The sequence below is a fragment of the Paraburkholderia sp. HC6.4b genome, assembly GCF_014200875.1.
GTDB classification, from domain to species: domain Bacteria; phylum Pseudomonadota; class Gammaproteobacteria; order Burkholderiales; family Burkholderiaceae; genus Paraburkholderia; species Paraburkholderia tuberum.
This window is the reverse complement of the sequence record NZ_JACHDC010000004.1, coordinates 338,812-351,538: the sequence shown is the minus strand read 5'-3', so window position 1 is coordinate 351,538 and position 12,727 is coordinate 338,812. Positions and strand designations below refer to the sequence as shown.

General features: G+C 66.3%; 7 protein-coding genes and 1 pseudogene. 2 read left to right on the top strand and 6 right to left on the bottom strand.

The features are described 5' to 3' along the window. Nucleotides 1-2 precede the first annotated feature (2 nt). The 3 genes from waaF to HDG34_RS08230 form a co-directional block, all read right to left on the bottom strand. Complete coding sequence (gene waaF, locus HDG34_RS08240; RefSeq protein ID WP_184059090.1) at nucleotides 3-1,244, bottom strand: lipopolysaccharide heptosyltransferase II; 1,242 nt, start codon at nucleotides 1,242-1,244, stop codon at nucleotides 3-5. Then, nucleotides 1,241-1,843 carry an HAD-IIIA family hydrolase gene (locus tag HDG34_RS08235; RefSeq protein WP_184059253.1) on the bottom strand — a complete coding sequence of 201 codons (603 nt, stop codon included), beginning with the start codon at nucleotides 1,841-1,843 and terminating at the stop codon, nucleotides 1,241-1,243. The genes waaF and HDG34_RS08235 overlap by 4 nt, the downstream gene beginning before the upstream one ends. 123 nt (nucleotides 1,844-1,966) lie before the next feature. Further along, nucleotides 1,967-3,274 (bottom strand): glycosyltransferase family 1 protein, encoded by a 1,308-nt coding sequence (locus tag HDG34_RS08230; RefSeq protein WP_184059088.1) that lies wholly within the window; start codon nucleotides 3,272-3,274, stop codon nucleotides 1,967-1,969. Nucleotides 3,275-3,652: 378 nt separating this feature from the next. Here HDG34_RS08230 and HDG34_RS08225 point away from each other — a divergent pair, with 378 nt between their 5' ends. Continuing rightward, complete coding sequence (locus HDG34_RS08225) at nucleotides 3,653-6,346, top strand: ATP-binding cassette domain-containing protein (protein ID WP_184059086.1); 2,694 nt, start codon at nucleotides 3,653-3,655, stop codon at nucleotides 6,344-6,346. A 31-nt stretch (nucleotides 6,347-6,377) separates the two neighbouring features. Here the strand turns inward: HDG34_RS08225 and HDG34_RS08220 are convergent, their stop codons facing one another. Together HDG34_RS08220 and HDG34_RS08215 are read right to left on the bottom strand one after the other, a co-directional pair. Further along, nucleotides 6,378-7,310, bottom strand: a complete 933-nt coding sequence (locus HDG34_RS08220; RefSeq protein ID WP_184059084.1) for a glycosyltransferase family 2 protein — start codon at nucleotides 7,308-7,310, stop codon at nucleotides 6,378-6,380. A 55-nt stretch (nucleotides 7,311-7,365) separates the two neighbouring features. Beyond that, nucleotides 7,366-8,073 (bottom strand): PIG-L deacetylase family protein, encoded by a 708-nt coding sequence (locus tag HDG34_RS08215; protein WP_184059251.1) that lies wholly within the window; start codon nucleotides 8,071-8,073, stop codon nucleotides 7,366-7,368. Nucleotides 8,074-8,176: 103 nt separating this feature from the next. Between HDG34_RS08215 and HDG34_RS08210 the strand changes: the two are divergent. Beyond that, nucleotides 8,177-8,572: pseudogene (locus tag HDG34_RS08210) on the top strand (phophatidylserine decarboxylase associated domain-containing protein); the annotation flags it as partial. A 56-nt stretch (nucleotides 8,573-8,628) separates the two neighbouring features. On the opposite strand, the gene HDG34_RS08205 reads toward HDG34_RS08210, so the two are convergent. Then, nucleotides 8,629-12,711 (bottom strand): CheR family methyltransferase, encoded by a 4,083-nt coding sequence (locus HDG34_RS08205; RefSeq protein WP_184059082.1) that lies wholly within the window; start codon nucleotides 12,709-12,711, stop codon nucleotides 8,629-8,631. Nucleotides 12,712-12,727 lie beyond the last annotated feature (16 nt).

Genomic DNA, 12,727 nt, shown 5'->3' with positions numbered 1-12,727 from the left:
GTTCAGGGGACGGTTGGCTGATCGATCAGCGACGGCGTGCTCGTGTCATCGGCGCGACCGGCGCGCTCCGATACACCACGACGCGGCGCATGCGCATGCGCTTGCCGCAATTCGAGTGCCGCGTGCACGACCTCGTCGGTCGGAACGCCGAGCAGGCAGGCGTGATGCCCGTGCGGACACACGCTGCGATAGCACCAGCGGCATTCGACGTCGCGATACAGCACGCGTTGCGGCGTTTGCCACGGCGTGTGCTGCGGGTTGGTCAGCGCGTAAAGATCGACGACCGGCGTGCCGAGCGCGGACGCGACATGCACGGGGCCGCTGTTGTTGGACACGAGCACGCTCGCGCGTTCGAGCAGCGCGGCGAGTTCGGCGAGCGTCAGCGCACCGCTCAGGTCGTATAGCTGCGCGCGCGCGCCGGGCGCGGCCGTGCGCATCACGGTCTCGACGAGCGCTCGCTCGCTCGCGCCGCCGGTCACGAGCACCGAGGCGCCGGTCTCGCGCGCGAGCTGCGAGGCGACCTCGCCGAAGCGCTCGGGCGGATAGCGGCGCGACGCAGCGGTCGCACCTGGATGCAGCACGATGCACTCGGTGTGGCGGCAGATGCCGAGCGTCCTCAGTTTCGCGTCGAGCGACTGGCGCGCGGCCGGCGGCACGCGAAAGCGCATGCCGGTGTCGCCCGTCTGCGCGCCGACGTGATGCACCAGATCGAGCTGGCGTTGCACCTCGTGCCGGGTGCGCTGCTGCGGCTCCGGCTCGCGCAGCCAGTCGGTCAACAGCGCGTACGGATTTTCACGGCAATGCGCGAGGCGGCGCGGAATCCCCGCGAGATAGCAGAGCATCGCGGCCGGCAACGGGCTCTGGCTATAGACGGTGAAAATCACCGCCGCGTCGAAGCCGCCGCGCCGCAGCCGCTGCTGCATGCGGTGATCGTCGAGCAGATCGCGCGTCACGGTCGACGCGGGCGCGACCCACGGCGCGTCGTATTCGATCACATCGTCGACGTCGTCGAGAAACGGCGCGAGCGCGACGCCGCTGCGCGACGCCAGCAGCGTGAGATGGCGGTCTTCGGCGGACTCGCGCAGCGCGTGCAGCGCGGGCGTGGTCATCAGCACGTCGCCGAGATTGTCGAGGCGCACGCACAGAATCCGTTTGACCTCGCCGCCCCAGCACACCGGCTGCGACGTATCGGGCGCGCGCGCGTGAGCCAGCGTGGGCGGCGCAAGTGGCAGAGGTGCGTTCACCGCGGCGCCTCCTTGCGGCGCGCCGCGGTGCCCGGCGGCAGGCCGTGCAATACGACGCGTTGCGCGGCCTCGTGCAGACTGGCGGCGCGCGCTCCCGGCGTGCGCTGCGGGCCGGTTCGCCATTCGGTTTCGTGGCCGTTGTCGAGCAGGATCGTGCGGCAGCCGGCGCGATTGCCCGCTTCGACGTCGTCGAGAATGTCGCCGATGAACCAGCTGTTGGCGAGATCGAGCTCATGCTCTTCGGCCGCGCGCAGCAGCATGCCGGGCGCGGGCTTGCGGCAGTCGCAGACGATCGCGTAACGCGCGACGCTGCCCTCGGGATGATGCGGACACCAGTACGCGCCGGCGAGCGTGGCGCCGCACTCGGCGAACATCTGCCGCAGCCGGCGTTCGACGTCGAACAGCGCTCTGTCTTCGAACTTGCCGAGCGCGATGCCAGACTGATTGCTGATCACGAACAGCGCGTACGGGTACGCGGCGAGCAGCGCGAGCGCTTCGCGCGCGCCCGGCGCGAAACGCATCAGCGCGGGATCGGCGTTGTAGGGCACGTCTTCGAGCAGCGTGCCGTCCTTGTCGATGAACACGGCGGGTAGCGTCATGATGGTTCGTGGCATGCGCGAGCTTCGGTCAAAAGTCGGAAAAAGGCGCGCCGCAGCCGCTGGACCGGCCGCGGCGTGTTCCAGATGCGCACACCGTGCGGGTTCGCGCGGCGTGCGCCGTCGTCAACGGGACGACGCTCCGGCTGCTGCTCGCAGCGGTAGCTGCGCCGGCTCGGACGCGGTGTCGAGCGATGTCTTGGTCGGTGCGAGCCTTGCCGCGCGTGCATAGATTTGCGCGAGCGCATCGCTGACGCCGCGCCAGGTGAAGCCGGTCCGCGCCCGGTCGAGACCCGCTTCGCCCATCCGGCGCGCGAGCGCGGGGTCGCGCCGCAAGCGGTCGAGACGCGCGGCGAGCGCGTGCGGATCGCGCGGCGGCACGAGAAAGCCGGTCACGCCATCGAGGATCGAGTAGCGGATGCCGCCGACATCGGCGCCGATCACCGGCGTCGCGCAGGCCATCGCCTCGATCGGCGTGATGCCGAACGGCTCGTACCAGGGCGTCGTCACGAACACGTCGGCGGCGCTATAGAAGTAGCGCAGCCGCGTGCGACCACGCCGGCCGACGAAGCTCGTCTGCTCCGCGACGCCGCATTCGCGGGCGATCTCGCGCAGGCGCGCGATCTCCGGCGTCGCGATTTCGTTGGGCGCGTCCGAATTGCCGCCGACTACGTACAGCCGCGCCGCCGCGTTGAACGTGTGCTTCAGCACGCCGACGCCGCGCACCACGTTGTCGATGCCTTTGCGCGGCACGAGCCGGCCCAGTTGCAGCACGATGAAGTCGTGCTGGCGCCAGCCGAGCGCATCGCGGGCGGCTTCGCGCTCGACGGGCATGAACTCCTCGGCATCGAAACCGCACGGCACGATCTGGATGCGCGCTGGATCGGCGCGATAGTGTTCGAGCAGATCGGCTTGGTCCTGCGGACATTCGGCGACGAGCACGTCCGAACCTGCGACCAGTTCGTCTTCGATCGCGAAGCGCTCGTCGGGGAAGCCGTCATCCGTTCCCTGATGGATACGTCGCACGCGGCCGAGCGCGTGAAAGGTCGTGACCAGCGGCACGCCGAGCGCAGCCTTCACTTGCAGCGCGGCGAAGCCGGACATGAAGAAGTTCGCGTGCATCACGTCGTAGGACTGCGGTTCGCGGCGAAAGAACGCGCTCAGAAACGCGGCGAACTCGTCCATGAACGGCAGCAGTCGTTCCTTTGGCAATTGCCGCGGCGGTCCCGCGGGCACATGAATCACGCGCACGCCGTCCATGTCGACGCGCTCGGGCAGCAGTGCGCGATCGCGGCGCGTGAACACGTCGACCTGATGGCCCATTTCCACCAGTTGACGCGCGACGTTCGCGACGTAGATGTTCTGTCCGCCGCTGTCGACGCCACCGGCGACAGCAAGTGGCGACGCGTGTTCGCTGATCAGGGCGATCTTCATTGGCATTCCTTCCTGCGATGAGCGGCTATTGATGTTGACTTTCGTAAGCGGCGCACAGCATGTGGTGTGCCATTCGCATCCTGCGGTGCGGACAAACGACGCAAACGTCGCGCGGAACCGTACGAAGCGCTGTAGCGTGCCCTTTGTCGTGGGTAGAGAAGCGCTGTGGCGTCCCCTGTTTCTACATACGGTCATGTAACTTCGAACCGCTTGCGCCGCGCCGGTACTAGGATGGGCGAAGGACCCCGCCCAATTAACAAGTAAGAAGTGCGCGGAAAAGGGCTGGAGCCAGCGCCTTTTTTGCTTGCGCCCGGGCGCGCCGCTTGCGCGACGCCACACTTGTGCGACGTTTCTTCCGGGTGCCCCCACCACGACCTCATGCCGAATTCCGCCCCGCCGCCTCGCTCCGAACTGACGCGCCGAATCGTCGGCGATCTCGCGCATGCGGTATGGCGTTATCGCTGGCAGACCAGCGGGGCGCTCGCGCTGATGATCGCCGCGCGGCTCGCGACCGTGCTGATGCCGCTCACGCTGAAGCACATCGTCGACGAACTGAGCCATCCGCTCGCGCAGGTGGCGTTTCCAGTGTTCCTCGTGCTCGCCTATGCGCTGCTACGATTTTTCGGCGACGCGCTGAACGAGGCGCGCGACGTCGTGTTCAGCATCGTCGTGCAACGCACGGTCGCGGCGCTGACCGAGCGGACCTTCGCGCATCTGCATCGGTTGAGCGCGCGCTTTCATGCGCGGCGCGAGACTGGCGCGATCGTGCGCGACGTGCAGAAAGGCGCCGACGGCATCGGCTTTCTGCTCGGCACCGCGCTGTTCGCGATCGTGCCGACCTTCTTCGAGATCGCGGTGATCGTCGCGATCATGGTGCATAGCTATGCGCGCGAATTCATGCTCGCGATCGTCGTGACCTTCGTGCTGTATGCGGGCTATACGTTCGTGTTCACGCGGCGGCGCGTCGCATTCCAGCGCGCGGTCAATCTGCTCGAAGCGCAATCGGACGGGCGGCTCGTCGACAGTCTGCTGAACTACGACACGGTCAAATACTTCGCGACCGAAGAAAGCGAGACGCAACGGCTCGGCAACGTGCTGGAGAAGTGGGTGCACGCGCGCATCGCTAACCAGAACGCGTTGACCGCCTTGCACGTGGGACAGAGCGCGGTGATCGCGCTCGGGGTAGCGGCGGTCATGTTGCTCGCCGCGCAGCACGTGGTGGCCGGCAGCATGAGCGTCGGCGATCTGATTCTGGTGAACGCCTACCTGATCCAGATCTGCATGCCGCTGAACACGCTCGGCTTCGTGTTTCGCGAGACCAACGACGCGCTCGTCAACGTCGAGCGCATGTTCGTGATTCTGGCGGCGCGCGGCCGCGTCGGCGAGGATATCGATGCGCGCGACGCGCAGCCGCTGAAGGTCGGCGCGGGGCTGATCGAGTTCGAACACGTCGATTTCGGCTACGACACGGCGCGGCAGGTGCTGCGCGATGTCGACTTTCACGCGTATCCGGGCAAGACGCTCGCGGTGGTCGGCGGCAGCGGCTCGGGCAAATCGACGCTCGTGAAGCTGCTGTTTCGCCTCTATCGGCCCGAGCGCGGCATGATCCGCATCGACGGGCAAGACATCAGCATGCTCACGCAGCGCAGTCTGCGCGAGGCCATCGGCATCGTGCCGCAGGACACCGTGCTGTTCAATGAAACGATCGCCTACAACATTGCCTATGGACGTCCGTCGGCGACGCGCGCGGACGTCGTGCGGGCGGCGCGGGCCGCGCAGCTCGACGAGTTCATCGAGCGCTTGCCCGACCATTACGACACGCGCGTCGGCGAGCGGGGCGTGCGGCTATCGGGCGGCGAGCGGCAGCGCATCGCGATTGCGCGCGCGATTCTGAAGGACCCGCGCATCATCGTGTTCGACGAGGCGACCTCGGCGCTCGACACGCGCTCCGAGCGCGCGATCCAGACCGAGCTGACGCGCCTCGCGCAAGGCCGCACGTCGATCGTGATCGCGCATCGACTTTCTACCGTCGTCGACGCGGACTGGATTCTGGTGATGGAGCACGGCCAGGTGGTCGAGCAGGGCACGCATCGGGAACTGCTCGCGCGCGAGGGCGTGTACGCGAAGATGTGGTCGCTGCAATGGCAGCAGGGTGAACTCGAACACGCGCAGCGCCGGCTGACCGCGCGATCGGTCAGCGTCAGCGCATTGACGGCGGGTGTGATCGATGCATTGCACGACGAGATCGCCGGGCAGCGCGTCGTCGTCTACGCGGAGCCGTCCGACCACGAGCTGCGCGTGACCGGCGATCCGAGCGTGCTGCAACCGTTGATCGCCGAGTTGTGCCGCAATGAGATCGCGCAGGCGAGCCCGGGGCAGCGCATCGCGTTGCGCGCGCAGCGGCACGGCAACCACGTGTGGTTCAGCGTGCTCGGCATGGGCGACAAGCCGGCCGAGCTATCGCAGGCGGCGGCGCGGCAGATGGAAAGCGCGCTGGCGGCCGCGGGCGGCGGCTTCACGCTGACGCCGCTGAACGGGTGGCTCGCCTATGTGGCGATGCTGCCGCTGCGGCCGGTCTCGGATGCGCAACCGCCACTGGCGTCGGCGCCCACGGCGCCGGATTCGGCGGAGCCCGCTGCGCTCGATGGCCTGTTCGTGCTCGCGATCGACGACCAGGAAGAAGCGCGCGACGCGCTCGAAGCGGTGCTGAGCACGAGCGGCGCACGCGTACGGCTATGTGCAGCGGGCACCGAAGCGCTGGACTGGCTGCGCGCGGCGGACCCGGCGCAATGGCCGCACGTGCTGCTCTGCGATCTGATGCTGGCCGGCGAAGATGGCTATGACGTGCTGAGCCGTTTGCGCGCACTGGAAGGCGGGCGGCCGCCGATACGCGGCGGGCCACTGCCCGCGATCGCGCTGACCGGCTACGCGGACGCACTCGACGATCAGCGTGCGCGCACCGCGGGTTTCGACGCGCACATGCACAAGCCCGTGGCGCCCGCAGAACTGATCGCCGCGATCCGGCGGCTCGCGCAGGCGCCGTCGCGCACGGACACGGCGTTGCCGCGATAATGATGCGCGCGATTCAGGTCTGAGCGAGGTCTCAGATCGGCGCGTCGAACTTGCCACCAACAGTCGTCGTTGCGGACGCGTCGAGATTGCGCTCGGACGCGCGCACGCGGTCGCGCATCGCGAGGATCGACCGGGGGACTACCCGGCGTTCTCGCACGGTCCACGCCAGCCCGGCCAGCAATTCGGTGCCGTCGCGCAGCAGCGTGCCTTCCCGCGCGAATACGTCGAGGGCGCGCACAGTCGCGCTCAACGCTTCGCCCAACGGCAGACGCAGCCACGCGACCCACGCGGCGTTGCGCGCGAGCATGCGACGGCGCAACGCGCTGTCGCGCACCGGCGACGGATGGTGATGGAGCGTCAACTGCTCGCAGTAGACGATCGCATGTCCCGACGCGAGCACGTCGAGCGAAACGAGTGCTTCCTCACCGCCGATGAAAAGACGCGGCTCATAGCCGCCGATCTCGCGATACAGCGCCGCGCGAAACACGCACGCGCCCGCCATCAAGCCGATCAAGGAGGGCCCCGGGAGACCGACACGGCCGAGCGGGCTTGCGCGCATCAACGCACAGGTCGGATCGGTCGTGTTGTCCGCGCCGACCGCGACACGCGCATTCAGCACACCGACGCGCGGCCATGCATCGAGCAATTGCACCGCGCGTTCGAGCGAGCCCGGGCCCCACCAGGTGTCGTCATCGCAGAACGCGACATAGTCGGTCTCGACGCACGCGACCGCGTGGTTGCGCCCTGCCGCGCCGAGATTGCCGTTGCATTCGACGACGCGAACGCTCGGATAGCGCGCTTCGACGAGTGCGACCGTGTTGTCGGTGGAACCGTTGTCGGCGACGATGATCGGCGGGTTTTCGGGTAACGCGATCAGACGTTCCAGGGTGGTGAGCAATTCGCCCGCACGGTTATACGTGAGAACGACGACCGAAATACGCGGGTGGGGGGCTTTGGTTTGCATGCTGTGCAATCGCTTCGACGGTTGGACTGCGACGACGCAAACCTCGTGCCGTGCGTCACGCGTTTTGCGTTGATCGACCCGATTCGTCGCGGCCAAGCTGCCAATAGCGTTCGGACGAAAAAAGGCTTGCCTGTCCTTCGGGACCGAATGCGCGCAATTGGCTGCGATAGGCGTCGAGTGCCGCGCGCTTCATGCGCTCGTGTTGCGTGGTGCCGGGCACGTCCAACGCATGCGGCGTGTTGGCGGCATAGCCGCGTTTCGCGAGGTCGGACAGGCGCGCTTGCACGACGCCGGACATGCGCCGGTAGGGCACGTCTTCATACGCGACGAACTGCGTGGCTGGCTGACGCCGCATCAGGGCGAGACAGGCATTGGACACGAGAACGTGATCCGAATGGAACAGACCCAACGGCATCACGATCAGCGTGGGTTTTGTTTCGGAAACAGCGTGGTTCAACGCGGTGATCAGCTCGTCCGCATCAGGCGATGCGTGGTATTGCGCGTCGCGAAACAGCAGATGTACCGGAATCGCCGACAACAACCCCAGCGCCTCCCGGTCTTCCGCCTGACGCGCCCGCATCGCTTCGAACGCGTCGGCGAAACCGGCCGCGCGGTCCCAATCGGTCGTCGTGTTCTCGGCGGGCGGCGCGGTGAAAACCGTGCAGACGACCGTGCCGGGATGCGCGGCGATCAGCAGTCCGCAACTGAGGACCGCATCGTCGAGATGCGGTGAGATGACAAGCAAGCGCTGGTCCGATTCCATACCGGCGGGTAGCAAGCTGCATTCCGCCGGCGCGGTGCGCGAAGGGTCGGTGCGGGAATAGCACTTGCTCCCGTTGCGGTTCTACTACTACGCGAACGTGCGCGCACGGCGCCACGCACGCGCGCTGATCGAAGGCGATCCGGTGCTGCGCATGGATATGACGCGGGCCATCATTCAGGCGCAAGAGGCGGGCTACGTGCTCGGCTATGCATCGATCGACGAACTGATGACGATCGTCGACTACCTGATGACCTACGCACCGCCGTTCAGCGAATCCGATCTGATTCCCTGTCCGCTGAACGCGGTGCTCGACTGGTCGATGTGCATGCCGTCCGGCTACATGCTGTTTCGCGACCCGGCGCTCAATGCGCAACTCAAGCACGTGCTGAACTGCTGGTGTGGCTTCCTGAGCGGCCCGCATTCACGCGCGCATTTAAATACGTCGTCGCCCGACGGCTGGTTTAGCCCTGAGGCCGACAAACGGATCGGCCTCGCGCAACGCGTCGTCGTCGCAAAGCAACGGATAGATGCGTTGCGCCCCGTCAAGCCGCTAGTTCAGCCGCGCAGCCGCGCGAAAATGCTCAGCAGGTCTTCGAGAACCACCGGCTTTTTCAGGTGCGCGTCGAAGCCCGCGTGTTCGGCCGCACTGACGTCCGCCTGCTGTCCAAAGCCGCTGACCGCGACGCAGATCACGGACTTCATCGCCGGCATACCGCGCAGCTTGCCGATGAACTCCATGCCGTCCATGCCCGGCATGCCGATGTCGGACAGGATGATATCGGGCGCGTTGCCGTTGATGATCGTCAACGCTTCCTCGCCGCTCGTCGCGGTCCGCACTTCGGCGCCCTCGCTTTCCAGCAGCAGCTTGAAGGTTTCGACGGTCGCGGCGTCGTCGTCGACCATCAGGATGCGCGTGCCTTTCAACGGCTCGGCGGTGACTTCGATATCCGCGCTCGTGCGGGTGGCGAGCCGGTGGATGGGCAGGGTCACCGTGAAAGTCGCGCCGCGGCCGACGCCGTCCGACTCCGCACGCACCGCGCCGCCGTGCAGGTTGACCAGATCACGCACCAGCGCGAGGCCGATGCCGAGGCCCCCGCGGCGCAAGCCCGGATCGCGGCTCTGCTGGAACATCTCGAAGATATGCGGCAGCAGCGACGCCTCGATGCCGATGCCGGTATCGCTGACGCGCAGCACGGCCTCGGCGTGATCGTTGACCTGCAACGACACCTGAATCGAACCGCGCTGCGTGAACTTCAGCGCATTGCTGATCAGATTCCACACGATCTGCTCGATCCGCGTGAGGTCCGCGTGAATGATCACGGGCGCATCGGTGATGTCGACCCTCAACGCGACGCCGCGCTGCGCCGTATCGTCCTGCACCGCGCTGCACACGCGCTGCACGATCTCGCGCATGTCCACTACGGTGCGCACGACCGACAGCTTGCCCGTGCGCACGCGCGAAATGTCGAGCAGATCGTCGATGATTTGCGCCTGGCCCATCACGGTACGGCGGATCGTATCGGTCGCGCGCGACACGTTCAGGTTCTGCCGCGTTTCCGGCGCGCGCGCGATCAGCTCGGCGCTGGCCGAAATCAGGTTCAGCGGATGCTTGAGCTCGTGCGACACGACCGCGAGAAATTCGTCGCGGCGCCGCTGCGCGTCGCGCTCGCTTGCCGCGCGCAGCGATTCGACATGGGTGCCGCGTCCCGAGGTCGGTTCGTTCACATATTCGCCGAGATCGCGCGTGATCTGCGCAAAGCCGCTGATGCCCGGTTCGTCGAGGCGGGACAGCACGCCGCTCGCGAAAAAGCGCGTGCCGTCCTTGCGCAAATGCCAGCGCTCCTCTTCGGCGCGGCCATTCAGACGCGCTTCGGCGAACTCGCGTTGCGCGACGTTGTCGGCGCGGTCCTCTTCGGTGTACAGGATGTCGGCGGACTGGCCGATCATATCGGCTTCCGTATAGCCGAAAATCCGCTCCGCGCCCGCGTTCCAGCTGTTGATCACGCCGTTGTCGTCGAACGTGATGATCGCGTAGTCACGCGTGCTTTCCGCGACGATGCGCATGCGCCGCTCGCCTTCGCGCAGCCGGTCTTCCGCCTGACGCCGCCCGGTGATGTCGATGAACGACAGCACCGCGCCGTCGATGCGGTCTTCGGTCGTGCGGTAAGGCACGAAGCGCGCGAGATACCAGCGCCCGTCGTTGCTCTTCAGCTCGCGTTCGATCAGGCGCAACGAGTCGAATGCCTCGGCCGCGTCGTCGGCGAGCTTGTCGTATTCGAGGCGGTGCGTGATGTCGAGCAGCGAGCGGCCGATGTCCGACGGAATGATGCTGAAGACGTCGGTTGCGCGCGGCGTATAGCGCTTGATGCAGATGTTGCGGTCGACGAAGATCGTGCCGATGTCGTTCGCGGCGATCAGGTTGTGCAAGTCGTCGTTGATCTTGCCGGTTTCCTCGACCTTCGACTTCAGCTCCGCGTTGACCGTGGTCAACTCCTCGTTGATCGATTGCAGCTCTTCCTTGCTGGTTTCGAGTTCCTCGGTCGCCGAGCGCAGTTCCTCGTTGATCGCCTGCAATTCCTCGTTCGATGCCTTCAGCTCCTCGGTTGAGGTTTCCGACTGCTCGATCGTGGACTGCAACTGTTCCTTCGTGCGTTGCAGTTCCCGTTCGAGCTGAGTGATGATCGGGTCTTTCTGCACGTCGGCCGGCGCCGTTTCGGCGTTCGCCACGCTGTCCTCGACCTCGTCGAACAGCACCAGCACGAAGTCCGCGTTCGCTTCCGGATCGTGCACGGGCCGCGCGGTCATGTTGACGAAGTACGACCGGCCATCGCGCTCGATGCGCACGCGGCGCGCTTCGACGCTGCGGTTCGTGTGCAGGGCCTGATAGATCGCGGTGCGCAGTTCCAGCCGCAGTTCCGGACGCACGACGGCCACGATGTTGTGCGACGGCTCGCCGCCGGAATACTGCAGAAAACGCCCGGCGCGATCGGACAGATGAACGATTTCGGATTCGCGGCTCACCAGCACGCTGGGCGGCGCATATTGCTCGACGAGCCGCTGATGCAGATCGCCGAACGAAAAGCGCCGGCGCCCCGGCGGCTGCACCGTGGTCACGACAGGCCGCGAGCTCATGGTGCCGGAAATCGCGATCGGCAGCGGCGTGTCACTGCGTACCGCCATGTTCGCGCGATAGATGCGGTTGCGCTTGTCGACCACGGTGAACATCGAGCTCACGCCGTCGGCCGACTCCGAGCTGCCGAGGAACAGCATGCCGCCGGGACGCAGCGCGAAGTGGAACATCTTCAGGATTTCGATCTGCGCTTCGCGGTCGAGGTAGATCAGCAGGTTGCGGCAGCAGATCATGTCGAGCCGCGAGAACGGCGGGTCGCTCAGCACGTTATGGTGGGCGAACAGCATGTGCTCGCGCAGCTCTTTCTTGATCCGGAAATGCGCGGCGTCCCTCGTGAAGAACTGGCGGATGCGCGCCGGCGTCAGGTCGGCGGAGATCGAGTCCGGGTACACACCGGCGCGCGCGAGGGAAATGGCGCGCTCGTCGATGTCGGTCGCGAATACCTGAAAAGACACGCCCTCGGGCGACTTCAGCGAGCGTTCCTGCAGCAGCATCGCCAGCGAATAGGCTTCTTCGCCCGTCGCGCAGCCCACCGACCACACGCGGATGCGGTCCTGTTCGCCGCGGCTTTCGAACAGGGGCGGCAATACTTCACGTTCGAGCACGTCGAACGCTTCCTTGTCGCGGAAGAAATTGGTGACGCTGATCAGCATGTCCTGCAACAGCGCCTGGGTTTCTTCAGGGTGCAGATGCAGATAATCGCGATACACCTGCAGGTCGGTAATGCCGTTGACTTGCAGCCGGCGTTCGATACGCCGCAGAACCGTAGCCCGTTTGTAATGTCGGAAATCGTGTGCGGTGCGGGTGCGCAGAATCACCATGATTTCGCGCAGCGCGCGCTCGGCCGACTCGTTGACCGTGTCTTCCTCGGGCTCGTCCGTCTCCGCGGCCGGCAGATGGATTTCCCGCGCGGTGGACCACAGATCGAGCAGCCGTTGCGGCATCTCGGCCGCGGTCATCACGAAGTCGGCCATGCCGGTCGCGATTGCGCTGCGCGGCATGCTGTCGTATTCGGCCTCGGAAGGGTCCTGCACGAGCGTGATGCCGCCCATTTCCTTGATGCGCGACAAGCCGACCGAGCCGTCCGAGCCCGCTCCCGACATCACGATGCCTATCGCGCGTTCGCGGTGCGCCTCGGCGAGCGTGCGGAAAAACAGATCGATGCTCGCGCGGCGTCCTTCCTCGGGCAGCTTCCGCGTGACGCGCAGGTAGCCGTCGACCATGATCATCTCGAACGAGGGCGCGACCAGATAGACGTGGTCCGATTCGATCGGCGTGGGGCCTGTGACCTGCTGCACGGACATGCTGGTGACTTTCTGCAGCAGTGAGGCCAGATTGCTTTCGTGATCCGGCAACAGGTGAACGACCACGACGAAGGCCATCGACGTGCGCGCGGGCAGCGCCTCGAAGAATTCCGTCAGCGCGTTAAGCCCCCCCGCCGATGCGCCGATACCGACGATCGGATAGAGTGCCTGGCTAGGCAGAGTTTGCCCTCGCTTCTTTGACATGGCTGCGTGTCCCTTC

What these genes read in the sequence shown, in the direction of transcription:
- HDG34_RS08235 (WP_184059253.1), bottom strand. Translation starts at nt 1,843, where the DNA reads ATGACGCTACCCGCCGTGTTCATCGACAAGGACGGCACGCTGCTCGAA.
- HDG34_RS08230 (WP_184059088.1), bottom strand. Translation starts at nt 3,274, where the DNA reads ATGAAGATCGCCCTGATCAGCGAACACGCGTCGCCACTTGCTGTCGCC.
- HDG34_RS08225 (WP_184059086.1), top strand. Translation starts at nt 3,653, where the DNA reads ATGCCGAATTCCGCCCCGCCGCCTCGCTCCGAACTGACGCGCCGAATC.
- HDG34_RS08220 (WP_184059084.1), bottom strand. Translation starts at nt 7,310, where the DNA reads ATGCAAACCAAAGCCCCCCACCCGCGTATTTCGGTCGTCGTTCTCACG.
- HDG34_RS08215 (WP_184059251.1), bottom strand. Translation starts at nt 8,073, where the DNA reads ATGGAATCGGACCAGCGCTTGCTTGTCATCTCACCGCATCTCGACGAT.
- HDG34_RS08205 (WP_184059082.1), bottom strand. Translation starts at nt 12,711, where the DNA reads ATGTCAAAGAAGCGAGGGCAAACTCTGCCTAGCCAGGCACTCTATCCG.